This is a genomic window from Pseudarthrobacter sp. B4EP4b (genome assembly GCF_006680095.1).
Classification (GTDB): Bacteria; Actinomycetota; Actinomycetes; order Actinomycetales; family Micrococcaceae; genus Arthrobacter.
On record NZ_VHIJ01000016.1, the window covers coordinates 1 to 22,713 of the forward strand.

Consider the following 22,713-nt stretch of genomic DNA (forward strand, 5'->3'; position numbering starts at 1 on the left):
ACTGATAGCCGACGGTCTGTCAGGTTGGCCCCGGGTCTAATCGGTGTAGTCACAGTTGAGTTCTGTCCCATCACCTCGCGCTACGAGCCAGGGCAAACGCACCCACGTTTCTACCATTAAGCATTTCGCCACCTCCACCCCCACCCCCGCCGCAGCTGCCGTGGCTGAGGCTTGAAGCGCTAACGGGCGAGGTGTCCTTGCAGGTACTCAAGCTGACGGACCCAGTGGTGCTCCTCTCCTCCCTCGTGGCCATTGAAATGGTAGATCTCAATGGACTTGGTGGGCCCTTGTCCCGGCTGCCCGTGGGCTCCGGTTCCGTAGCTGTTGTAGGACGCGAAGACGGTGGACGGCGGGCAGACGTCGTCGAGCAGTGCGACGGAAAACAGAGCCGGAATGGTTGCCCTTCGAGCCAGGTGGACTCCGTCGAAGTAGTTCAGGACCTCCAACGTGTGCTCATAGCGGTCCCGGTGCCGGGAGAGGAACCCGACGATTTCGGGATAAGGGCCCCGTTGTGCCAGATTGATGGCCCGGGGAAAGTCTTGAAGGAAGGGTACGTCCGCCAGGACACCTCGAATTCCGTCCAGTCTCCCGGCAGCAAGCCCAGCGGCTGCGAGGGCCAGGCCTCCACCCTGGCTTATCCCGGCAAGGACCACGTTGTCTGCGTCCACCTGAGGGAAGCTTTGGACGGTCTCGATCGCCCGGAACGCGTCCAAATACAGCCTGCGGTAGTAGTAGTCCTCCTTCGAGGCCAGGCCGCGTGTCATGAGCCCCGGGTGTGCCACGCCTCCCGCTGAGGGGTGCGGATCTGGAGTGTCGCCGGTGATCCCGCCGTAGCCTTGGCCTCGGGTGTCCATGATGAAATGGGCGTAGCCCGCCTGGGCCCACTTGGTGTCCTCTTGGACCAGGCCGCGGCCGCCGGAATATCCGATGTACTGCACCACGGCGGGCAGGCGATGGCCGGGGGACCGGTGTGCTGGAAGGTGGAGCCAGCCCCGGATCCGGGCTCCGCCGTAACCCGCAAAGGAAACGTCGTAGCTGTCAATGAGTGGCAGAAGGTTTTCGACGGGAGTGTAGGCCGGTGCAAGCGGGATGGAAGTGACTTCGGCCAAAGTTGCTTCCCAAAACGCATCAAAATCGTGAGGCTCTTTTGTCACCGACGTGTAGTTGCGCAACTCTTGCAGTGGCATGTCAACGCTAGGCATTCTCGTTCTCCATCATCTGGTGCTCGCGTGATCCCCCCACCCAGCCCTGCGGGTTGTAGGATTCTCGAAATTAGTGAACAGAAAGAAGACGGAGGACGTCCCATCTCCTGTATCATGAGTTTAGACGAATTGCCGCTCCCGAGTGCGGCTGAAGGAGATGACGTGACAGTAGCACCCGCCTCGGTGTCGCCGGCAAGGTTCAGCGCCCAAATCCGTTCCCAGGCCCTGCAGACACGGATCATGGAACTCATCCTGGAGCGGGGCCTGGATGTTGGTGATGCCCTTCCCACTGAGAGTGAGCTCTCCGCGGAGCTTGGCGTGGGGCGGAACACTGTCCGGGAATCCCTGAAGGTGCTCCAGGCCCTTGGCGTCATTGAGATCCGGCACGGGTTCGGCATGTTTGTCGCTCCGAACAACTTCAGCGCACTGGTGTCCGGGCTGACGTTCCGGGGCAGGCTTTCGCTCCGGCACAAAGGCGAGGAAGCGATGGAGCTTATCGACGTCCGGCAGGCTTTGGAATCGGGCCTTATTGGCTCGGCCATAGACCTCCTCACGGAGGAGCATTTGGCTGATCTGCGTGCCACGATGGAAGCGATGCAGGACGCCGCCGGTAAGGGTGAACTCCTTGTTCAACACGATGCGGAATTTCACCGCCGTCTCTATGCGCCCCTGAACAACGAACTGCTCATTAACCTGATGGACGTGTTCTGGCAGGTCTACCGGCAGATCCATGAGGCGTTGGGCTCCGGGCCGGTCAACCTCGACGAACAGGTCCAGATGCATTGGGACATTTACGATGCAGTGGCAAACCGGGACAAAGCTTTGGCTTCTGAACGCCTGCAACGTCACTTTGACGGTATCCGCCGCAAATTGAAGGACGTCGCGTCAGCCTAACGCGCGCAGCCGAGGATCGGGACGAGGCACCGTGCCTCGGCCGGATCGTCACTTAAAGCCCCCGCCTCCGTGCGTCCAGATGACCACCGGAGCACGCGGTGAGGCACCCATCTTATGAGAGAGCGCCCTTTTGCCATGGAGATTTTTGTTGTGCCCGATGCCTCGGGTACCGGAGCTGTTGCCGCCGGGATTCTTGCCGCCGTCATCCGAAGCAAGCCGGACGCTGTCCTTGGGGTCGCTACGGGCAGCTCCCCACTGCCCGTCTACGCGGCGCTGGCCGAGCACCAGCTGGACATGTCCCGCGTGCAGGCGTTCGCCCTCGATGAGTACGTGGGCCTGGCTGCCGGGCACCCGCAAAGCTACGCCGAAGTGGTCCGCAGTGAAGTGACCGAACGCCTGGGATTGGACCCGGCCCTTGTTTCAGTTCCCGACGGCGTCGCCGAAGATCCTCACCACGCAGCAGCCCTGTATGACGCCGCCATCCGCGCCGCCGGGGGCGTGGACGTGCAGATCCTGGGGATAGGCCACAACGGACACATCGCCTTCAATGAACCCGGCTCCGGGCTCGATTCCCGGACCCGGGTTGAATTCTTGGCCGAGCGGACCCGCCAGGCCAATGCGCGCTACTTCCGGTCCATTGACGACGTGCCGACCCAGTGCATCACCCAGGGCCTCGGTACCATTCGCGAGGCCAGGCACCTGCTGATGGTGGTCAACGGGGCGGATAAGGCTGAAATTCTAGCGGCAGCGCTGCACGGCCCGGTGTCACCTGAGTGTCCTGCTTCGGTCCTCCAGTTGCACCCGCACGTGACAGTAGTGGCAGATGAAGCCGCAGCGGGCCTCCTTGGTGCCAAGCTCGGGCAAGTGGCCGTCCGGGTCGCAACGCCGAGCGCCTGAACCACCGCCTGAACCGAGAGCCTCAAATAGCGGGAGCCGTGGTCCTAGGACGCGGCCGTGATGGTCGCAGCCGTGATGGTCGCGGCCGGCCGGAGTAGTGGCAGGCCGCGACGGAACACCCTGATCGGGCGGAAATCGGGGTCCACCGCCAGGATGTCCGCCCTTAACCCTGAGCGAAGGCTTCCTACCTCTTGCTGGAGGCCAAGGATCCCTGCCGGAACCGCCGTGGCTGACAAGACCGCGCTTGCCGCGTCCACCCCGGCCTCGACCGTCCGCCGTACAACGTCCAGCAGCGTCGCCGTTCCGCCTGCGAGGGCACCATCGCTGCGCAGCCTGGCCTCGCCGTCGCTAACGCGCACCCCTTGCGGGCCAAGGTCGTAGTCGCCGTCCGGCAGTCCCGTCGCGGCCATCGAGTCGGTCACCAGAATGACGTTGTCCCCGCCAACGAGCGCGAAGACCATCCGGACGGTGTCCGGGTGCAGGTGGACGCCGTCGGCAACAAGCTCCACCGCAATCGTGCCCGCTGCTGCAAGTCGCAGACAGGCCGCTACGGGCCCGGGATCGCGGTGATGCAGCGGCGGCATGCCGTTAAACAGGTGGGTGACCGTGGGCCGGGCAGTGCTGCCCTGCGCGGAGGCGAGCAGGGTCGCCGCTTGGGTGAGGGAGGCCGCCGTCGTTGGGGCATCGGCGTTGGTGTGTCCCAGGGATGGGGTCACGCCGAGATCAACCAACGCCTGCACCAAAGCTGCGGCTCCGGGCAGTTCGGGAGCATAGGTCATGGTGCGCAGGTGCCCGCCCGAGCTCTCCACGAGGTCTCTGAGCAGGTGCAGGTCAGGTTCCAGGAGAAACCGCGGATCCTGGGCTCCGCAGCGCGCGTGGGAAAGGAACGGTCCTTCGGCATGGATTCCCGCGATCAGCCCCTCCTCCGAAAGGGGGCCCAGGGCCTCGGCGCCGCGCAGCAGGTCCTTGCGGGAAGCCGTCACCAGGCTCGCCAGGAGTGTGGTGGTGCCGCTGGCGTGGAGGAAGTCCACCGCGGAGCGGGCTGACGGTAGATGCCCGCCGGGGAAGTCCCCGCCCGCCGCCCCATGGCAGTGCAGGTCCACCAGGCCGGGCAGGAGCAGGGTTCCTGGCGGCAATCCCACTTCCTCCAGCCCTGGAAGGGAGCGGGTATCGAAGCCTGTCCTGGGGCCGGCATACGTTATGCATTCACCGGAAACGGCAACCACCGCGTCCTCAACGACAGTTCCGTCGGTGACGATGGTGCCGGGCAGCAGGAAGGCGGGCGGCATCCGGGTGGTCATTTCAGGGCGTCCGCAAACCAGCCCGTGATGGTGGTCGGGTGCGTGATGGCAGTTCCCACCACCACGGCGAAGGCCCCGGCATCAAGTGCCTGCCTCGCCTGGGCAGGGGTGTGCAGCCGGCCCTCCGCGATAAGGGGCACTCCAAATCCGCCCGCCGCGATCTGTTCCAGCAGTTCAAGGTCGGGGCCCTGGGTTTTGGGGCGTTCGCCGGAGTAGCCGGCAAGTGTGGTGCCGATCAGGTCTGCGCCGGATTCGACGGCGGCCGCTGCGTCCTGGAGGGACCCGCAGTCGGCCATGACCAGCGCATGGGATCCGGTGTGGATTCCGGTAATTGTCTGCACGAGGGTCAGGTTGTCCGGCCGTGCGCGCCGGGTGCCGTCGACGGCCACGATGTGGGCGCCGGCGTTCGCTACCGCGAGGGCATGCCGAAGGGTGGGGGTGATGAAGACGCCGTCGCGCCCGTCCTTCCAGAGCCCGATGACTGGGACCTCCACGGCGGCCCGGGTGTGTTGGACGTCCGCCAGGCCCTGTACCCGGACTGCTGCGGCGCCGCCGGCGACTGCTGACGCGGCGAATTGGGCGGTGGTGCGGGGATCCCGCATGGGCTCACCGGGATAGGCCTGGCAGGAGACGATGAGCCTGCCCCGCAAGGATTCAAGCCGGTCGGGGGACAGGATCATGGTCAGTTCCTTTGGAAAGTGAGCGAATCGGTGAACACCAGCTTTGCTGCGCCAATGATGGCTGCAGCGTTGCCCAGCGAGGCGGGCAGCACGGGAATGTTTGCCAGGGCCGGGAGGAGTTCGGCCCGGACGGCCCGTTCCATCGGCCGCCACCACGGTGCTCCTGCATCCGAGAGCCCGCCTGAGACGACGACGACCTCCGGGTCCAGGATGTTGGCCAGCCCGCCCACGGCCTGCCCGGCCGCAGCGGCGGCGCCGCCGATGGTCTTGATGGCGATGGCATCACCATGCGCGGCGAGGGCGAAGACCCCGCGGGCATCCGGTGAACCTGCCTCTCCACCCAGCCGCCGGTAGGCTTCGGCGATGGCAGGTCCGGAGGCGATGGCTTCAACATGGCCTGCTCCGCCGCAGACGCAGGTCAGCGGCCGGCCGTCGTGCCATGCGTAGGGGGAGGCGAAGTGGCCGACGTGTCCGCCCACGTAGCGATGCCCCAGGGCCGGTGTGCCGTCAAGAACGTAACTGCCGCCGACGCCGGTGCCGAAGGCCACCAGGAGTGAACTGGCGGTCCCTGCGGCGGCACCGGTCCAGGCCTCGCCAAGGGCGTGGGCGTGGACATCGTTCACCACCCGGATGGAGGCTTGCGGCAGGTGCAGCCGCGCTGCCAGGCCGGCGCTGATGGCAGTACCGGCCCACCCGAGGATCGCATCGGTTGCTGAAACCACTTCGCCTTTACGGGCATCAATAGCACCGGCCGAACCGACGCCGACATGACCGACAATGATTCCAGCAGCAGCGGCGCGTCCAATGAGCCCCGCGACCAGGCTGGCAGTGGCGTCGAGGATTGCCTCACCGCCATCACGGTTAAGGGTGGGAATGGTCTCGGAAAACAGCACTTCACCCGTGCCTGAGACCACCCCGGCAGCAGTTTTAGTGCCGCCGAGGTCAACACCAACGGCGTACATCAGCTTCGGACCCGTCCCTAGACCAGGCTGTTGCGTTCGAGGACGACCTTGATCGCAGTGGTTTCCTCTTCGTTCAGCGCGGGCATCGGGTTGCTCATGGTGTTGGATTCGATGATGCCCATGATTTGCAGCGCCGTCTTGAAGGCGCCCAGGCCCGCTGCCCCGCCGGAGACGCGCCCGTTGGGGGTGTAGACGATCTCGAAGATGTCGGCCAGCCGGTCCTGCTCGGCGGCGGCTTTAGCCCAGTCCCCGGCAACGGCGGCGTCGACGAGGTTGCGGTAGCCGCGGGGATCCACGTTGCCAAGGCCCGGCACTACGCCCTGCGCGCCGCCCAGCAGGGCTCCGTCAACCACCACTTCGTGGCCGGTGAAGATGTCGAAGTTGTCGATCTCCCGGGCTGCGAGCAGGAGCTGGCGGAAGGAGACGTCGTCACCGGAGGAGTCCTTGACGCCGGCGATGACGCCGTCGCGGCCCAGCCGGACCAGCAGGTCCGTGGGGAGCTTGAAGTGGGTACGGACCGGGACGTCGTAGGCGAAGATCGGCGTGTCGACGGCGGCGTGGATGCTGCGGAAGTGGGTTTCTGTTTCTTCTGCGTTGCCGATGGCGTAGTACATGGAGGTAACCACGATGGCGTCGGCCCCGAGGTCGATGACGCGTTTGGCTTCCTCAATGACGCGGTTGGTCGTTTGTTCGTTGGCCCCCACGATCAGGGGCACGGACCCTGCGTTGGCCGCGGCGATGGTGCTGACCACGAGTTCGCGCTCGGCGTTGGTCATGTACGGCACCTCGGCGGAGGAGCCCAGCACGAAAAGTCCGGAGACGCCGCCGTCGAGCAGGTGCTTGGTGAGGTTCTGCAAAGAGGCGGTGTCGATGCTGCCGTCAGCATGGCGGGGAGTGACGACGGGCGGGATGACGCCGGAGAACTGGGAAGACACGGAAAAACTCCAATGGGTGGGTTGTGAAGGTGAGGTTTGGGAATCTAGGTGTGTAGCAGGCTGGGGGCTGCTCCGAGGAGCTTCTTGGTGTAGTCGTTCCGGGGGTTGTCGAAGACCTGGGCGGCAGGCCCTTCCTCGACGATTTCGCCGAAGTACATGACGCAGATCCGGTCGGAGACATAGCGGACGGTCTGGATGTCGTGGGAGATGAAGACCATGCCCAGGTTCAGCTGGGTCTTCAGGTCCGAGAGCAGGTTCAGGACCTGTGCCCGGACTGAGACGTCCAGGGCCGATGTTGGTTCGTCGGCGACGATGATGTCCGGGTCCAGTGCCAGGGCCCTGGCGATGGCCACGCGCTGGCGCTGTCCACCTGAAACCTGCGACGGCGTGACTTCAGCCGCGGAGGCAGGCAGGCCTACCAGCGCGAGGAGTTCTTTGACCTTGGCCGCCCGGGAGGCGGCGTTGCCGACTCCGTGTATTTGCAGGGGGTCGGTGAGGATGTCCTGGATGGTCATGCGCGGGTTCAGGGCCGTGGCGGGGTCCTGGAATACTACCGAGACGGCGCGGCCGAATTCCTTGCGCATGGCCGCGTTCCGTTTGATGGCGGGTTTGCCGTGGAAAAGGACCTGCCCGGATGTCGGCGTTTGGAGGCCCACCAGGACGGAGGCCAGGGTTGACTTGCCGCAGCCGGACTCTCCCACGATGCCCACGGTTTCGCCGCGGCTGATGCTGAAGTCCACGCCGTTAACGGCTTTGACGATGTTGGGGCGGAACAGGCCGCCGGTCCGTGCCCGGTGGTGGACCTTGACGTCCTTGAGTTCGATAACCGGTTTGCCGGTGGAAATGCTCACTTTGCATCCTCCTTTCGGTGGCTGGCCCAGTAGTGGTCAGAGTCTCCGCCGACGGCGGTGAGGACCAGCTGCTGGTTTGGATCGGCGTCCCGGCGCAGGGAGCGGGGGGCGAAGCGGTCGCCGGGGGCGAAATCTTGCGGCGAGGGCACGGTGCCGGGGATCTGGTGCAGGCGGGCGGCGTCGGCTTCGATGGAAAGCACGGCGCCCAGGAGCCCGCGGGTGTATTCGTGCCTGGGGTTCTGCAGCAGCTCGGACGCCTGGGCGGATTCGACCACCTGCCCGGCGTACATCACGGTGATGCGATGGGCCAGGGAAGCGACCAGGGCCAGGTCGTGGCTGACGAACACCATGGCGAAGCCCAGCTGTTCACGGAGCTCGTTGAGCAGGTCCACCACCTGTTTCTGGACGGTGACGTCCAGGGCGGTGGTGGGCTCATCGGCGACCACGATCTTGGGGGAGCGGGAGAGCGCCATGGCGATCAGGACGCGCTGGCGTTGCCCGCCGGATAGCTCGTGCGGGTAACTGGCCAGGGTGCGCACCGGGTCCAGTTTGACCATTTCCAGCAGTTCGGCAGGGGTTTTGCGGCCTCCGCGGCGGGTCAGCTGGCTCATCTGGTCTTTGATTTTCATGGACGGGTTCAGTGAGCTGAGCGCGTCCTGGTAGACCATGGCGATCTGTTCGCCGCGGAGCCCCTGGTAGGCCTTGGGAGCGCTGTGGCTGGTGTGCGGGTCCAGCAGTTCCTTGCCGTCGAACTTGATGGAGCCGCTGATCCGTGCCGTTTTGGGCAGGAGTCCCATGACGGCGAGGGAGGTGATGGACTTGCCGCAGCCGGATTCGCCCACCAGGCCCATGGTTTCGCCCTCGCGGACACTGAAGGAGACGTTATCCACGATGGCGGTGTCACCGAACCTGCCGGGGAACCGGATGGAAAGGTTTGTCACCTCCAGGACCGTACGGGCGTCTGCCGGGACCTGCGGCAGCCGGTCCGTCCGGGTGGCTTCGACGGCAGCCAGGAGTTCCAGTTCGCGGTCGAGCAGGAGGTGCGGGTTGGTGGCTGCCACCTTCACGTCGGTGAGTAGCCCTGACCTGTTGTAGATCTCCTCGTCGAGGATTCCTCCCGAAGCGGTACGGACGCCGTCGAGCTCATGCTCTTCCACGACGGACGGTTGGGCAACAGAGGTGGCAACCTCAGTGTCCACGGCCGCACCGGCAACAACGGCTGCCGAGCCGTCGTCGTCCTGCACCACTGGCGCCTTGCGCAGTTTGGGGTTCACCATGGCGTCGGTCAGGCCCTCGGCAAGGATGTTCAGTGCCAGCACGGTGAGCAGGATGGTGAGGCCGGCGAAGGTGGTGGCCCACCAGCCGCCGGACAGGACCAGGTTGCGGCCGTAGGAGATCACGTTGCCCCAGGACGGGGCGGGGTCCTGGACGCCTGCGCCCAGGAAAGACAGGGACGCTTCGAGGATGATGGCGTCAGCGACCATCACGGTGGCGAACACCAGCACCGGTGCGGCGGTGTTGCGGACGATGTGCTTGAGGAGGATGTAGAAGCGGCCGGCGCCGATGACGCGCTCCGCCCGGACGTAGTCCTCGCCGTACTGGGCCAGGACGTTGGCGCGGACAACCCGTGCGAGCTGGGGGGTGTAGATAATGGCGATGGCAATGATGATGGTGGGTACCGAGTTGCCGAACGCCGCGAGCAGGACCGCAGCCAGGGCGATGCCGGGGAATGCCATGAGGATGTCCATGATCCGCATGATCAGCTCGTTGACTGTTTTGCTGGAGGTGGCAGCGAGCGAACCCAGGAGCGCGCCGGCCAGCACGGCCAGTCCCACGGCGCCGAGTCCGATCAGCAGCGAGGACTGCGAACCGTAGAGCAGCCGGGAGAAGATGTCCCGGCCCAGGCGGTCGGTGCCAAAGAAGTGTTCGGCACCGGGGGCCGTGGCCGGAATGAAGGTCTCGAGCGGATCGTGCGGTGCCAGGACGGGGGCGAAGATGGCGGCGGCGGCGATCACCACGAGGAAGGCGAGGGCCAGGCGGGAACTCCAGGGCAGGGCCTTGAAGCGGAGTCCCGGGGCGCTCAGACGTTCAGCGAGTTTGCTGCGCATGGGTCACACGGTCCTGATTCGGGGGTTGATGAGCAGGTAGAGAAGGTCCACGGCGATATTCACCAGGACGAACGTGACGGAGATGGTGAGAACCACGCCCTGCACCAGGTTGACGTCCAGGTTGGTGATGCCGTTGAGGATCAGTTGGCCCATGCCGGGCAGGGCAAAGATCATTTCAATGACGACGGCGCCGCCCAGGAGGTAGCCGATCCGCAGTCCCAGCACGGTCACCGGGGTGACCAGTGCGTTGCGGAGCACGTTCTTGGAGACCACCTCGCGGTAGGGGACGCCGTTGCCGATGGCAGTGCGGACGTAGTCCCGGTCCAGCTCCTCCACCATGGAGGTGCGGACCACCCGGATGAGGGAAGCCGAGACCGGGATGCCCAGTGCCAGGGCGGGCAGCGCCATCGAGTTGAGCCAGCCGCCGAAGCCGGATTCGGGGGTGGCGATGCCGCCGGACGGGAAGAGCGGTGCCGGTCCCAGGGCGAACCACTGGATCAGCAGGATGCCCAGCCAGAACGACGGCGTTGCCACCGCGGCGATGGAGAATACACGGACCAGCTGGTCCTGCCACTTGTCCCGGTACAGGGCGCCGATGATGCCGAAGACCAGGGAGACCGCCACGGCGATGATGACGCCCAGGAAGGTCAGCTGCAGCGTTAGCGGAAAAGCCGAACCAATCATGCTCGCCACGGACTTGGCCGGGGGAGTGGTGACGCCGAGGTCGAACTGCAGGAGCCTGCCGAGGAAGCGGACGTACTGGAGCAGCAGTGGATCGTTCAGGCCGTTGGCCTGGCGGTACTGTTCCTTGGCTTCCTCGCTTGCCCCTTCGCCCAGGGCGCTGCTGGCCTGGTCGCCGGGCGCGGCCTGCAGGACGAGGAACACCAGCAGGGTGATGCCCAGGACCATCAGCGGCAGGGCCGCGAGCCTTCGGCCGAGCAGGCGCAATATCGTGGTCAATGTATTCTCCGGTTTGGGCTAGGCGGTGCGGCCCACACCAACGAAGGAAACTCCGGTGGTGGGAAGGGGCTTGAAGCCGCTGAGCTTTTTTGCATCCCAGGCGCTGGGAAGCTGGCGGTGGAACAGCGGGTAGAGCGGGACCTCATCGGAGACCAGGTCCACGATTTCGCCGGTGAGTTTCTTGGCGTCTTCCTTGGAGGCCTGGCCGGCCTTGGACATCAGGTTCACGAGCTGGGCGCGTTCGGGGGCATCGCCCCAGAAGGCACGGTTCTTCATCCAGGTATCGCCGGCGTAGAACCAGCTCAGCAGCAGGTCCGCGTCGTTGCCGAAAACTGAGGGGTCGCCGGGCGCTGCGACCACGGTGTAGTCACCCTTGGCAACGCGGTCCGTGTACAGGGCGCCGGACTGGAGGTTCTTCAGGGTGACCTTGACGCCCGGGATCTTGTTCCAGGATTCCAGCATCAGCGGTGCCACGTCCTTGACCCAGGCGGTGTCCGTGGTGAGCAGTTCGAATTCGAGGCTGGTGACGCCGGCTTCCTTGAGCAGTTCCTCGGCCTTCTTCGCGTCGTAGCCGTAGACGTTCTTGGCCTTGACGTAGTCCGGGTGGCCCTCCTGGAAGTAGGAACTGGCCGGTTTGGCGTTGCCGAAAAGTGCCTTCTTGATGATGGAGTCCTTGTCCAGGCCGTAGTGGAGGGCCTGGCGGACGAGCTTGTTGTTGAAGGGTGCTGCGTTGCAGTTGAACATCATGAAGAGCAGCCCGAAGGACTGGACGGATTCAACGGTGGCCTTGGACTTCAGGCCTTCCATGTCCAGGTAGGGGACGTCCTCGATGGCCTGGACGCGGCCGGACTGCATGGCGGTGACGCGGGCCGCGGCATCGGAGAGCAGCAGCCAGGTCATCCCCTTGGCCAGGGCGGGCATGGGGCCGTTGTAGGCCTGGTTGGCCTCGAAGACAATCTTGTCGTCCTTGGCCGCGGAGATGAGCTTGTAGGGTCCGGTGCCCACAGGCTTGGCGTCGAAGGACTTCAACTGCTCGGAGCCGGCGGGGAAGTTGGTGAGCGCCTTGGGGACGATCTTCACCACGGAAATACGGGGCCCAAAACCGGGGAACGCGTATTTGAGACTGAATTGCACGGTCTTGGCATCGAGTGCCTTGACCTCCTGGATGAACGGTATGAACTGCGAGAACAGCGACTTGTTGGCCGGATCCATCACGCGGGTGAAGGAGAACACCACGTCTTCGGCGGTTACCGGCGTGCCGTCGTGGAAGACCGCGCCGTCGCGGATGGCCACCTGGTAGGTGGTCTCGTTGACCATCTTGGGGTCGGCGGCGGCCAGGGCGTTGTACGGCTCCCGGGTTGCCGGATGGAGCTCGATCAGGCCCTCGAAGATGTGCAGGTTCGCTGCCATCGGAGTGGCCCCGGAGGAGGAGATGGGGTCGAAGCCGGTGGAGAGGGCGTAGGAGATTCCGGCCTCAATGGTGAGGTCCTTGTTGATCGGCGAGGTGTTGGTGGTGGCGCCCGTAGTTGTGGTGGCCGGCCCGCCGCAGGCAGCAAGGGTGGTGGTGAAGGCTGCGGCGACACCCATGGCGCCGGTCAGTTTAAGGAAGTTCCGGCGGCTGGCGTCTTTGACCAGCGGCAGGTTCTTGGAGGAGATGTTCATAAAAGCCTCGCCATTCCAGAAGGTTTATCGGATGTAGGACATCCGAGCTCGTGATAAAACTGTAAGTGCCATCACAGCCGGGGGTCAAGTGCCGGTGCATCACATGCCGCGGCTATTGACGAAAGCGCCCTCGCATTTCTTCCGGCGCCGCCTTCATGCGCCCGGTATCGCAGCCGGCCGTCTTCAAAGGAGTTCAACAATGTCCCTGATTGTGGGTGCGTATCCCGCCGTGCCGGAAGCGCCGCAGCAACAGCAGTTTTACGCAGGGCTCGGGCGCATCCCGTCCATCCGTGGCCTGGAACTCCCCTACGGGCAGTCCGGCGGCAGTCCCTGGCCCGCCGGCGCCCCCGAAGACTGGTCCGCGGTGGTGACCGCCATTCCCGGAACCATGCAGCGCCTCAACCAGGACAAGAGGTTCGGCCTTGCTTCCACCGACAGCCAGGGCCGGTGGAGGGCGCTGGACTTTGTGTCAGGACTGCGCGATTCCGTCCTTCAATTGGCGGGGGAGGGGCACCCTGTAGAGGCGGTGGAACTGCACTCCGCCCCGCACGGGAGCGCCTCCGCCAAGGCCCTCGAGGAGTCCTTCAAGGAACTGCTCGACTGGGATTGGGGCGGTACCCTTCTGCTGATCGAGCATTGCGATGCTCCCCGTCCGGGAAGCAAACCCGAGAAGGGATTCCTGACCTTCATGGAGGAAGTGGACGTTATCCGTTCCATCCGGGAGCAGGGGTGGGAACAAACCGGAATCGTTGTGAACTGGGCCCGGTCCGTCATTGAAACGCAGAACCCGGACACCGCGGTTGACCACCTGTGCCAGGCCCGGGAAGGCGGCGTCCTGGCCGGACTGATGTTCTCCGGCTGCTCACCCGCGGACACCGAGTTTGGGTACCCGTGGATCGACGCCCACCTTCCCGCCACTGAGGTGGCCGGAGCCCCGCCGAGCTCGCTGCTGAACGCCGGCGAAATCCAACGCTGCCTCCACGCCGCTGGCCCGGTTTCCCTGACCGGCTTCAAGATTGGGCTATCCCGGCACGGGCTCTCTGCCGAGGAGCGTGTCGCCCGGCTCCAGCAGATGTGCGGCCTGATCGAGTAGGAACTGGCGCCCGGCCTGCCAAGGCTCTGTCGCAGCAGCCGGTGGCAGCCCGTTTCGGCCATCCCTCGGCCATTTATGGTGAGGACGCGTCCTGGACGCTGACCGCTCCCGTGGCGACGTCGAAGCTGAAGACCCGGGACCATTGGTGGAAGGACCCGTTCTGCCTTGCCTCGACGGTGTAGGTGACGTCGAATAAGGTTCGCTCTGCGTCCTCTTCGGTAACTGTGTAGGCGGGCGTGAAGTAAAGGGTCTGCGCTCCCGGGGAAAGGTCGGTTTCGGGGAAGGCGTCGGAGCCTGGGCCGGTAAGCCTTACCCCGGAAGCAGGATTGGTCCCGTCGTTCCGTGCCCGTCCGGTGAAGGCAATGATGTCCCCGGCTTTGTATCCTGGCCGGACTGGGCCGTAATTCAGGTCCTGGGCCTCGCGGGTGCCAAGGACCTGGACTTTGTCCGCTGAGTAGCCCTGGCCAATCTCCTTCCAGGTCCCGGCGCCCCAGCCGCTTCCGTCCGCGGCCAGGACATGGGACTCGCCGGCGTCCTGCCACACTTCGGGCAGGCCCGGCGTTATCGACCGGATCTCCATGTCAAAGGCAAGACCGTGCCCCGCCGGAGCCACCGGATGCGCCCCACCGTCACCTGCCGCCGGTGTCCGCACGGCAAGCTGATCGCTCAGCTGGCCAGCAGGGACGGAGGCAAAAACGATCTCCCGGTATCCCTGCCGCTCGTAAAGGACGCCAATGTTGCCGTCCGGCAGGCGCGTGGCGGTCGAATACGCGGAACTGTCCGGGCACAGGACCAGCTTCGCCGGCCACGTCGCCCCATTGTCGGGGGAGAGGCTCAGCACCGTGTTCCGCCGAAGATTGGTGTCGTGGTTGTTCGTGGCGAGGAGCCAGGTATCTGTGGCAGGCGTGGCCAGCTGCGGGACGGAGGGCAGTCCGTCGAACCGGGCAAGGGAGCCGTTGTCGCTGGGGTCCGGCAGGTCCTCGACGGGAACCAGTGAGCTCCAGCTGTGCCCGCCGTCGTTCGAGAAGGCGGCGAGCCGCCGCGGAGTGGCGCGGCTGTGCAGGAGCAGGCGCCCGTCAGCCAGCGCGGCCACTTTGTTCTCGTTGGGCGCGGCGCCGCCGGGCGCCGCATCAATAAGTTCTCCCAGGGTCCAGTTGTCCCCGTGGTCATCGCTGTAGGCCGAGGCCGCCATGATCCTGCCGCCGCGGAGCACAACGAACTGCTGGACCAGGCGGCCCCGGTAGGGTCCCGTGTGGATCTGGATACCCTGCCCGGCGGCTGCGAAAATTCCGGTAATCTCCCGGGCGGCCGACCTGCTGCCCTTCAATTGGGCCGTGATCCGCCGGTGCTGCCAGGTCACGCCGTCGTCGTCGGAAAAGCTGAGGTCGCAGTGCTGGATGAAGTCGTCGTCCGGGTCCAGCCCGGTAGTTGATTCAAAGAAGCCGGCCCGTGTCCCCGCGGCGTGGAAGAGGAAGATCCGGTTGGTTTCGGCATCCACCAGCAGGCTTGGATCCCCGTAACCCTCCAACCCGGACCCAGTCCGCACCACTTTCTGCGCGCCCCAGGTCTTCCCGTTGTCGAGGCTCCGGCGCACCAGCAGATCGATGGGGCTGGGCAGGTCGTCGAGGTTCGGCCGGCCATCGTACGCCGCCAACAGCGTACCCCGACCCGTAACCGCCAGGGCCGGAATGCGGTACTGCCGGTACCCTGCATATCCCCGGACGGCCAGGACCTGCTCAATAGAAGGGTCGGCGGCTGCAATCGAAGCAGATACGTAGGATGTCACATCTTTAGTCTACTCATCTCTGGCTTTGTGACAGTCGACACCCTATGGTTTGTAGGACGTCGTATGTAGAAGGAGCAGCGCGCCTGTTCCTGTGAGCTGCATTGACGTCCCGATGAAGAGCCGCGCGGCGGCGTCCAGAAAGGGCAATGGATTTGCGAGATATGACAAGACGCACCAGAGAACGATCGATAGGCCGGGCAGCGGGAGCTGGTGCCCTTGCACTGGCACTGCTGGCGGGCAGCGGGGCAGCAGCACAGGCGGCCCCCATCCCGTCCAACACTCCAGCAGGCCCTCCAGGCTCCTTCCAGGAACTGAACCTGGCCGCGGACAGGACAGCGAACAACTTCTTTTACCGCATCCCCGCCCTGACGTACCTCGGCAACGGTGTGGTCCTGGCAGCGTGGGATGGCAGGCCTGGCAGCGCCGCTGACGCCCCCAACCCGAACTCCATCGTCCAGCGGCGCAGCACCGACGGTGGCCGGACCTGGGGCTCGGTGCAGGTCATCGCCGCCGGACACGTAGCCGACGCGAGCGACCCGAAGTACGGCTACAGCGACCCGTCCTACATCCACGATGCCGAGACCGGCAAGGTCTTCGCCTTCTTCGTCTACTCCAAGGACCAGGGCTTTGGCGGAAGCCAGTTCGGCAACAGCGACGCCGACCGTAACGTCATTTCCTCGGCCGTCATCGAATCCTCCGATGGCGGCATGACCTGGAGCCAGCCCCGGCTCATCACGGACGCCACCAAGCCCGGCACCAGCAAAACCACCCCGGTGGCCGGTGATGTCCGCTCCAACTTCGCATCCTCAGGTGAAGGCATTCAGCTCAAATACGGTCCGCACAAGGGCCGGCTGATCCAGCAGTACGCAGGAGACGTCCGCCAGCCGGACGGCACCAACAGGATTCAGGCCTACAGCGTCTACTCCGACGACCATGGTGCAACGTGGCACAAGGGCGCGAACGTGGGCGACCGCATGGACGAAAACAAGACCGTGGAACTTTCCGACGGGAGGGTGCTGCTGAACTCACGGGACAACGCCAACCAGGGCTACCGCAAGATCGCGTACTCCACCGACGGCGGAGCCACCTATGGGCCGGTCACCCAAGACACCGAGCTGCCGGACCCGGCCAACAACGGCGCCATCACTCGCATGTACCCCGCCGCCGCCCAGGGATCAGCCGAAGCAAAGAAGCTCATCTTCACCAACTCAAATTCCAGGACAGGCAGGGAAAACGTCTCGGCCCGCATCTCCTGCGACGACGGCGCCACCTGGCCCGGGGTGCGGACCATCCGCCCCGGCTTTTCCGCCTACTCCACGGTCACCCGGATGGAGGACGGCAAATTCGGTGTCCTGTACGAGGCCAACTACACGGACAACATGCAGTTCGCCACCTTCGACGACGCCTGGCTCAATTACGCCTGCGCCCCGCTGTCAGTACCGGCCGTCACCGCGGCGCCCGCCGCCAGCCAGCAAGTGCCGGTGACAGTAACAAACCAGGAAGCCGGCACACTCTCCGGCGCCATTGCAACCGTTTACACCCCCACGGGCTGGGCCGCCACCACCGTGCCAGTGCCTGACGTCGCACCGGGCGCCTCGGTCACGGTCAATGTCGCCCTGACCGCTCCGGCCAATGCCAGCGGTCCGCAAAGCCTTAATGCTGCCTTTACAACGGCGGACGGGCGGGTGTCGCAGCACACCTTCACGGCCACCGTCCCGGTCGCACCGCAGGTGGGCCTTACCATCACAGGCGCGGCCCCTGCCCGTGACGTAGCAGCCAGTCCCTACAAGACCGGTGACGTGCTGAACTACACGTTCAACGTCAAGAGCACCGCCAACGTCACCGCCAACTCCGTCCCGGTATCGGGCTCCTTCGACTCCGGATTCCTTCCGCCAACGGCCCCGAACTGCCGGTACAACAACCTCGTGGCCGGCGCAGCCTATACCTGCACCACCGCCAAGCACACCGTCACCGCGGAAGACATGGCCCGCGGCTACTTTGTCCCCGAAGCCGTCTTCTCCGTGACTGCCAGCGCAACACCAACCCTCACCAAAGCAGTGGCGTTCACCGGGGCTTCCCTGGCGCTGCGCGACGGCCTCCTCGCGGCGGACATCCAGGGCAGCCGCAACGACAGCGGCCGGGACCTGGCTACCCAGCCCTACGGGGTTGGTGAGGCCTTCCCCTACAAATTCGATGTAGCGAACACAGGCCCGCTGACCGAGAAGATCGTCCCCACGGCCGGTAACTTCAGCCCCTTCGTCCCCGAAGGGCCGGGCAACTGCCGCTACAGCGCGCTGCCCGCCGGCCAAAGCTACACCTGCGCCACCCCCCGCCATACCGTCACTGCCGAGGAGGCCGAGCGGGGATTCTTCGTTCCCAGCACCACTTGGGAAGTCAGTGCCTTCGGCCAGACCACCAGAAGCTATGGAGTGGATGGCGGCGAAGTGGACCTGAAGGTCCGTGACGCCAAACTCGAAGGCACCGTTGCCGCCGAATGGAAGGACGCCGACGGCGACAAGTACGCCTCCGCAGGGGACACCGTTACCTACACCTACACCCTCGGCAACGCCGGCAACGTCCCGCTGATCGGTGTCAGCGCCCCGTTGGTGGGCATCAGCCAGGAACGCTTAGCGGCCGGCGACAGCATCACAGCCACCCGCGACCACGTGCTGACCGCTGCGGACATCACCGCGGGCAGCCTTGGCCCCGTGACATTTGAAGCGACCGGAACCAATGGGTCCAAGGAAGCCTCAGCCACCGTGACCGGCGGCGAGACAAAGCTGAACCTCCAGCCCGCACAGCCTCAAACAGTTCCCGCCCTGACCATCCAGGACCTGGACGGTCAAACTGCACCGTCCGATCTGGGAACCAGCGACAAGTACCGCAACGGCCAAAAGGTGGTCCTCAAGGGGCTCGAATACGGGCAGTGGTACTACGTCTACCTCAACAAGCACAGTTACCGGATCGGTTGGATCTTCCCCACCACGGATGACGCCCTCGAGTTCATCCTGCCCGCAGACGTCCAGAATGGCCGCGACGACGTGATGGTCCTGGACAAGGACGGCAAGCAGGTCTCCTTCGACCGCCTGCAGGTAACGCCGAAAGGATAGCCAAGCAGCGCCTTAATGCTGCGGCACCAGTAGGAGTTGCAACAGAACAGAACCAGCCGGCGCTCCAGCCGGCTGGTTCTCTTCTGGTAAGGCCACCGGCGGACACTTACCCCCGCAGCGCGCCAAGCCCCGAGATCAGCGCCTCAAGCCCAAGCTCAAACGCCACGTCCGCCGGCCGCCCGGCCCCACTGGAAACGCTCCGCACAGCAGCCGTGAAGTGCGGCGTCGAGCCCGCCATCGACCCGGAATCGAAAATGTCCTCCGGCGCCGTGACGTCATAAGCGGAGCCGAAAATAAAGGACTCGAAGGCCACAATCGAGGAGACAACGCGCTCCTGCGGGAAGCCGGCGTCGAGGAACCCCTTGCTCACGGTCTCGTACATGGCCAGCGTCTGCGGCGCGTCCGTCACGGGGAGGACCGCAATAACGGGAATCAGCGGCGTGTGCGCGGCGAAAACATTCCGGTAGCTCCAGGCCCAGCTGCGCACCGCGTCCTCCCACGGCGCCGAGCCAAAATCGGATACGTCCACCAGCGACGTGAGATGGTCCTCCACCAGGAGCAGTACGTCCCGTTTCGACGCCACATGGTTGTAAAGGGCCGACGGCGCCACGTCCAGTTCCTTGGCCAGGCCCGCCATGGTGAGGCCGTCGTAGCCCTTGCGGTTAATCAGCTCCAGCGCCGCCGTCGTGATGCCAGCCTTGTCCAGCAGTGCGGCGGAAGGCCGCCCGGCCCGCCTGCGGGCAGTGCCCCGGTTGCCGGCACCGCCGTTGCCGGCAGCCGCTCCATCACCGGCGGCGGCCACACTGGTGGCGCTCCCGTTCCCCGCGGTGCGTCCCTCTACGGCTGGTACTGCCGGCATCACTGGCCTTTCTCTGGTGGTCACCTGCATTATTCCATCCGGCACTTCCGGTCCCGGCCCCAAGCAGCTATAGTTCTAATAAATGAATGGCATTCATTTAGTGCTCCCCGTCACAGGTGGGAGCTCAAGAGAGGACATCATGCTGAACCTGAACCGCGACGTCGTTGTCGTTGGAGCCGGGCCCTCCGGACTGACCGCAGCCCGTGAACTGAAAAAGGCCGGACTCACCGTCGCCGTGCTCGAGGCGCGTGACCGCGTGGGCGGCCGCACCTGGACCGATACCGTTGACGGCGCCATGCTGGAAATCGGCGGCCAGTGGGTCTCGCCGGACCAGACCGTACTCCTGGACCTCCTCCAGGAACTGAACTTGGAAACCTACCCGCGCTACCGCGAGGGTGAGTCCATGTACATCGGCAAGGACGGCATCCCGGTCCGCTACACCGGCGACACCTTCCCCGTTGACCCGGACACCGAAGCCGAGATGAACAAGCTCATCGCCCTGCTGGACGGACTCGCCGCAGAAATCGGCCCCACCGAACCCTGGGCGCATCCCAAGGCACGCGAGCTGGACACCATCTCCTTCCACCACTGGCTGCGGCAGCACTCCGCCAACGAGGAAGCCTGCAACAACATCGGCCTCTTCATCGCCGGCGGCATGCTCACCAAGCCCGCCCACGCCTTCTCCGCGCTGCAGGCAGTGCTGATGGCCGCGTCCGCCGGCTCCTTCACGCACCTCACAGACGAGGACTTCATCCTGGACCGCCGCGTGGTGGGCGGCATGCAGCAGGTCTCCCTGCTCATGGCACGGGAGCTGGGGGACGACGTCGTCCTTAACTCCCCGGTGCGCACCGTCAACTGGGAGCCGGACGCCGACGGCGGCCACCGCGTCACCGTCGTCTCCGAGCAGGCCACCGTCAACGCCCGCTTCGTGATCATGGCCGTGCCGCCCAACCTGTACTCCCGCGTCTCGTTCAATCCGCCGCTGCCGCGCCGCCAGCACCAGATGCACCAGCACCAGTCCCTGGGCCTGGTCATCAAGGTCCACGCCGTCTACAGCCGCCCGTTCTGGCGGAACTCGGGCCTCTCCGGCACCTGCTTCGGCGCCGGATCCCTGGTCCAGGAGGTCTACGACAACACCAACTTCGGCGACACCCGCGGCACCCTGGTGGGCTTCATCTCCGATGAAAAGGCTGACGCCGTCTTCGAGTTGGGTGCCGACGACCGCAAGCGCGCAGTCCTGGAATCCATCGCAGGCTTCCTTGGCGCCGAGGCGCTGGAGCCCGAGGTCTACTACGAGTCCGACTGGGGCTCGGAGGAATGGACCCGGGGCGCCTACGCTTCCAGCTACGACCTCGGCGGCCTCCACCGCTACGGCAAAGACCAGCACGCCCCCGTCGGGCCCATCTACTGGTCCTCCTCAGACCTCGCCGCAGAAGGCTACCAGCACGTGGACGGCGCCATCCGGATGGGCCAGCGCACGGCGGCCAGCATCCTCGAGGCAGCGAAGGTGGCAGTTCCCGCCTGACCGTCCGCGCCTAAGGCAGGGGAGTGCGTCGGGTGGATTCTAAGCATGCTTACCAATAGGCTGGCCGATGGGGAGCGTCCCCGCACGCAGACGAACGAGGTGAGACATGACTGACACCGGCATCAGCAAGGTAACGGACATCATCAACCATTCCCACATCGGAATGTTGACCACCATCAACGAGGACGGCGCGCTCGTCAGCCGGCCGCTGGCCGTCCAGGACGTGAAGGACGACGGCGACATGTGGTTCTTCACCGGGCTCGGCACCTCGCAGGTGGCCCATGTCCGGGCTGACCCGCGCGTGAATGTTTCCTTCGGGAAAAACACCGAGTGGGTCTCAGTGGCAGGCACCGCCGAAGTGGTGACCGACCGGGACAAAATCCGTCAGATGTGGAACCAAGCTGTGGAGGCGTGGTTCCCGGACGGCCCGGACACCCCTGAGGTGTGCCTGCTCCGCATCGACTCCGACTCAGCGGAGTACTGGACGAGCCCCGGCGGAACGGCCGCCACCGTGTTCCAGTGGGTCAAGTCCAAGGTCACCAACAGCCGGATGAGCGTGGGCGAAAGCGGCACCGTAGAGCTGTAAAAAACCTACAGACCGCTCAGGGCGCCGAGGACGGCGGGAAGCAGCACGTCGTCCCGGCCCCAGGCCGGGTCCAGGATTTCCACGTACCAGGAGTCGGCCAACAGCAGGGCCAGGGCATCGTTGGTTTCACCGGCCCAGTCCTGGATCTGTTCCTCGGTCACCGGGTTCTCGCTGGAGCCCAGGACGGTGACCACCTCGCCGCCATCCAGCGTCACCGGGATGGCCGCGTTGCTGGATTCCCCCGGCGCATGGGCCACAGTGACCAGCTCGGACCGGGTGGACAGGGCCAGCAGCTCCGCGGCGCTTTCGGCACTGCAAAAGCCCGTGACGTACTGGCGCTGCGCAAGATCACCGGTCCGCAACCCGGGCTGGGACTCCTTGGTGAACAGCCCGTTCCGGTTCAGTACGGCGAGCTCGACGGCGATAGGTGCCGTCTCGTCGTCGTACGTGGCAGTGAAGGTGGCCGGCTGGAACTCACTCTGGCCTTCCAGCCAGCGGGCCGTCAGTTCGCCGGCGGCCGCCAGGGTGGTGGCCTGGCGCCAGGCGCCCCGGTCCTCCAGCCGCCTGCCGAACTGGTCGCGGTCTTCCGTTTCTTGAAGGTCCATCCTCGGATGCTACGGCGCTCCGCCGCCGGACTCCAGCGGCGGCGACACAGCACTTAACGCGCGCAACAGGCGTTAGTGCCCCTGGGCGGGAATCCCGGCCGCCTGTTCAGCTGCGGCCAGGGCACGGCCAAAGCGTTCGACGGCGGGCGGGTACTCCTGGTGCCGGGCGGCCCGCAGCTGCTCCGCCTCCCGCATGGCCTTAATCACCGCTGCCGTGTGCGGCAGCCGCACATCGGTCATGGCGGGAAAATCGATGCAGTACGCCGGATCAAGCTCATAGCGGCGCCAGCGCTCCAGCAGCATGCTGTGTTCAGCCTGCGCAGCGGTATAGAGGGGCAGATACTCACGGCTCTGGCGCCGGGCAGAGAGCCGCGCGGCGATCCGGGGGCTGCCCCGGTAGGCCGCGACACCGGACGCCACAGCCGCCCCGGTAAGAAACAGCCCGGCCACCGGGGAAGACAGCGTGGGGATCAGCAGCGCGGGCAGCGCCACGGCGGAGCCCAGGAAAAGGTCCCAGAACAGCTGGTCCGAGCGCTCAGGCTCCCTACCGGCTCCAGCCAGCGACCGCCGTCGGACCTGGAACACGGTGGCGGCCACACTCACCACCAGCACGGACCCGCACAGCAGAAGTACCCACGCCCCCTGGAACAGGGATTCAGCGATGGCTGCCACCTTGCACCTCCACGTCCGCACGCCC

Annotated in this window: 19 protein-coding genes; 6 read left to right on the forward strand and 13 right to left on the reverse strand. The window is 65.5% G+C overall.

Going from position 1 to position 22,713, the window contains the following annotated elements:
* Positions 1–179: 179 nt before the first annotated feature.
* Entirely contained in the window at positions 180–1,202 is a 1,023-nt protein-coding gene (locus tag FNL14_RS05615; protein ID WP_142058360.1) for an acetylxylan esterase, read from the reverse strand.
* Positions 1,203–1,364: 162 nt separating this feature from the next.
* On the opposite strand from FNL14_RS05615, the gene FNL14_RS05620 reads away from it, so the two are divergent.
* Positions 1,365–2,096 (forward strand): FadR/GntR family transcriptional regulator, encoded by a 732-nt coding sequence (locus tag FNL14_RS05620; RefSeq protein ID WP_255470715.1) that lies wholly within the window; start codon positions 1,365–1,367, stop codon positions 2,094–2,096.
* Positions 2,097–2,231: 135 nt separating this feature from the next.
* Entirely contained in the window at positions 2,232–2,993 is a 762-nt protein-coding gene (locus FNL14_RS05625) for a glucosamine-6-phosphate deaminase (protein ID WP_142058515.1), read from the forward strand.
* Positions 2,994–3,037: 44 nt separating this feature from the next.
* On the opposite strand, the gene FNL14_RS05630 is transcribed toward FNL14_RS05625, so the two are convergent.
* The 8 genes from FNL14_RS05630 to FNL14_RS05665 are packed head-to-tail and all read right to left on the reverse strand — an operon-like array spanning position 3,038 to position 12,452.
* Entirely contained in the window at positions 3,038–4,294 is a 1,257-nt protein-coding gene (locus FNL14_RS05630; RefSeq protein ID WP_255470717.1) for an N-acetylglucosamine-6-phosphate deacetylase, read from the reverse strand.
* Complete coding sequence (locus FNL14_RS05635; RefSeq protein ID WP_142058364.1) at positions 4,291–4,974, reverse strand: N-acetylmannosamine-6-phosphate 2-epimerase; 684 nt, start codon at positions 4,972–4,974, stop codon at positions 4,291–4,293. Before FNL14_RS05635 ends, FNL14_RS05630 begins: the two co-directional genes overlap by 4 nt.
* Before the next feature lie 2 nt (positions 4,975–4,976).
* On the reverse strand, positions 4,977–5,936 hold the full coding sequence (locus tag FNL14_RS05640; protein WP_181762548.1) for an ROK family protein: 960 nt from the start codon (positions 5,934–5,936) through the stop codon (positions 4,977–4,979).
* Positions 5,937–5,953: 17 nt separating this feature from the next.
* On the reverse strand, positions 5,954–6,871 hold the full coding sequence (locus tag FNL14_RS05645; RefSeq protein ID WP_142058368.1) for a dihydrodipicolinate synthase family protein: 918 nt from the start codon (positions 6,869–6,871) through the stop codon (positions 5,954–5,956).
* A gap of 44 nt (positions 6,872–6,915) precedes the next feature.
* The gene (locus tag FNL14_RS05650) at positions 6,916–7,722 is read right to left on the reverse strand and encodes an ATP-binding cassette domain-containing protein (protein ID WP_142058370.1); all 807 of its coding nucleotides are present in this window, start codon (positions 7,720–7,722) and stop codon (positions 6,916–6,918) included.
* The gene (locus FNL14_RS05655) at positions 7,719–9,830 is read right to left on the reverse strand and encodes a dipeptide/oligopeptide/nickel ABC transporter permease/ATP-binding protein (RefSeq protein WP_142058372.1); all 2,112 of its coding nucleotides are present in this window, start codon (positions 9,828–9,830) and stop codon (positions 7,719–7,721) included. The genes FNL14_RS05650 and FNL14_RS05655 overlap by 4 nt, the downstream gene beginning before the upstream one ends.
* Positions 9,831–9,833: 3 nt before the next feature.
* Positions 9,834–10,790, reverse strand: a complete 957-nt coding sequence (locus tag FNL14_RS05660; RefSeq protein WP_142058374.1) for an ABC transporter permease — start codon at positions 10,788–10,790, stop codon at positions 9,834–9,836.
* 18 nt (positions 10,791–10,808) lie between these two features.
* Positions 10,809–12,452: an ABC transporter substrate-binding protein gene (locus FNL14_RS05665; RefSeq protein WP_091418595.1), complete on the reverse strand. Its 1,644-nt coding sequence runs from the start codon at positions 12,450–12,452 to the stop codon at positions 10,809–10,811.
* Between the two features lie 199 nt (positions 12,453–12,651).
* Here FNL14_RS05665 and FNL14_RS05670 point away from each other — a divergent pair, with 199 nt between their 5' ends.
* Positions 12,652–13,545 (forward strand): DUF4862 family protein, encoded by an 894-nt coding sequence (locus tag FNL14_RS05670; RefSeq protein ID WP_142058376.1) that lies wholly within the window; start codon positions 12,652–12,654, stop codon positions 13,543–13,545.
* A 73-nt stretch (positions 13,546–13,618) separates the two neighbouring features.
* Here the strand turns inward: FNL14_RS05670 and FNL14_RS05675 are convergent, their stop codons facing one another.
* Positions 13,619–15,331 carry an exo-alpha-sialidase gene (locus FNL14_RS05675; RefSeq protein ID WP_142058378.1) on the reverse strand — a complete coding sequence of 571 codons (1,713 nt, stop codon included), beginning with the start codon at positions 15,329–15,331 and terminating at the stop codon, positions 13,619–13,621.
* Positions 15,332–15,492: 161 nt separating this feature from the next.
* Here FNL14_RS05675 and FNL14_RS05680 point away from each other — a divergent pair, with 161 nt between their 5' ends.
* On the forward strand, positions 15,493–18,441 hold the full coding sequence (locus FNL14_RS05680; RefSeq protein WP_142058380.1) for a sialidase family protein: 2,949 nt from the start codon (positions 15,493–15,495) through the stop codon (positions 18,439–18,441).
* A 106-nt stretch (positions 18,442–18,547) separates the two neighbouring features.
* Here the strand turns inward: FNL14_RS05680 and FNL14_RS05685 are convergent, their stop codons facing one another.
* Positions 18,548–19,300: a TetR/AcrR family transcriptional regulator gene (locus tag FNL14_RS05685; RefSeq protein ID WP_181762549.1), complete on the reverse strand. Its 753-nt coding sequence runs from the start codon at positions 19,298–19,300 to the stop codon at positions 18,548–18,550.
* Positions 19,301–19,439: 139 nt separating this feature from the next.
* Here FNL14_RS05685 and FNL14_RS05690 point away from each other — a divergent pair, with 139 nt between their 5' ends.
* Positions 19,440–20,825, forward strand: a complete 1,386-nt coding sequence (locus tag FNL14_RS05690) for an NAD(P)/FAD-dependent oxidoreductase (RefSeq protein ID WP_142058382.1) — start codon at positions 19,440–19,442, stop codon at positions 20,823–20,825.
* 106 nt (positions 20,826–20,931) lie between these two features.
* On the forward strand, positions 20,932–21,411 hold the full coding sequence (locus FNL14_RS05695; protein ID WP_142058384.1) for a pyridoxamine 5'-phosphate oxidase family protein: 480 nt from the start codon (positions 20,932–20,934) through the stop codon (positions 21,409–21,411).
* Positions 21,412–21,416: 5 nt separating this feature from the next.
* Here FNL14_RS05695 and FNL14_RS05700 read toward each other — a convergent pair whose 3' ends face one another.
* A complete protein-coding gene (locus FNL14_RS05700; RefSeq protein ID WP_142058386.1) occupies positions 21,417–22,016 on the reverse strand; it encodes a hypothetical protein in 600 nt (199 codons plus the stop codon).
* A gap of 72 nt (positions 22,017–22,088) precedes the next feature.
* On the reverse strand, positions 22,089–22,688 hold the full coding sequence (locus tag FNL14_RS05705; RefSeq protein WP_142058388.1) for a hypothetical protein: 600 nt from the start codon (positions 22,686–22,688) through the stop codon (positions 22,089–22,091).
* Positions 22,689–22,713 lie beyond the last annotated feature (25 nt).

What these genes read in the sequence shown, in the direction of transcription:
- FNL14_RS05615 (WP_142058360.1), bottom strand. Translation starts at nt 1,202, where the DNA reads ATGCCTAGCGTTGACATGCCACTGCAAGAGTTGCGCAACTACACGTCG.
- FNL14_RS05625 (WP_142058515.1), top strand. Translation starts at nt 2,232, where the DNA reads ATGGAGATTTTTGTTGTGCCCGATGCCTCGGGTACCGGAGCTGTTGCC.
- FNL14_RS05630 (WP_255470717.1), bottom strand. Translation starts at nt 4,294, where the DNA reads ATGACCACCCGGATGCCGCCCGCCTTCCTGCTGCCCGGCACCATCGTC.
- FNL14_RS05635 (WP_142058364.1), bottom strand. Translation starts at nt 4,974, where the DNA reads ATGATCCTGTCCCCCGACCGGCTTGAATCCTTGCGGGGCAGGCTCATC.
- FNL14_RS05640 (WP_181762548.1), bottom strand. Translation starts at nt 5,936, where the DNA reads ATGTACGCCGTTGGTGTTGACCTCGGCGGCACTAAAACTGCTGCCGGG.
- FNL14_RS05655 (WP_142058372.1), bottom strand. Translation starts at nt 9,830, where the DNA reads ATGCGCAGCAAACTCGCTGAACGTCTGAGCGCCCCGGGACTCCGCTTC.
- FNL14_RS05665 (WP_091418595.1), bottom strand. Translation starts at nt 12,452, where the DNA reads ATGAACATCTCCTCCAAGAACCTGCCGCTGGTCAAAGACGCCAGCCGC.
- FNL14_RS05670 (WP_142058376.1), top strand. Translation starts at nt 12,652, where the DNA reads ATGTCCCTGATTGTGGGTGCGTATCCCGCCGTGCCGGAAGCGCCGCAG.
- FNL14_RS05680 (WP_142058380.1), top strand. Translation starts at nt 15,493, where the DNA reads ATGACAAGACGCACCAGAGAACGATCGATAGGCCGGGCAGCGGGAGCT.
- FNL14_RS05685 (WP_181762549.1), bottom strand. Translation starts at nt 19,300, where the DNA reads ATGCCGGCAGTACCAGCCGTAGAGGGACGCACCGCGGGGAACGGGAGC.
- FNL14_RS05690 (WP_142058382.1), top strand. Translation starts at nt 19,440, where the DNA reads ATGCTGAACCTGAACCGCGACGTCGTTGTCGTTGGAGCCGGGCCCTCC.
- FNL14_RS05695 (WP_142058384.1), top strand. Translation starts at nt 20,932, where the DNA reads ATGACTGACACCGGCATCAGCAAGGTAACGGACATCATCAACCATTCC.
- FNL14_RS05700 (WP_142058386.1), bottom strand. Translation starts at nt 22,016, where the DNA reads ATGGACCTTCAAGAAACGGAAGACCGCGACCAGTTCGGCAGGCGGCTG.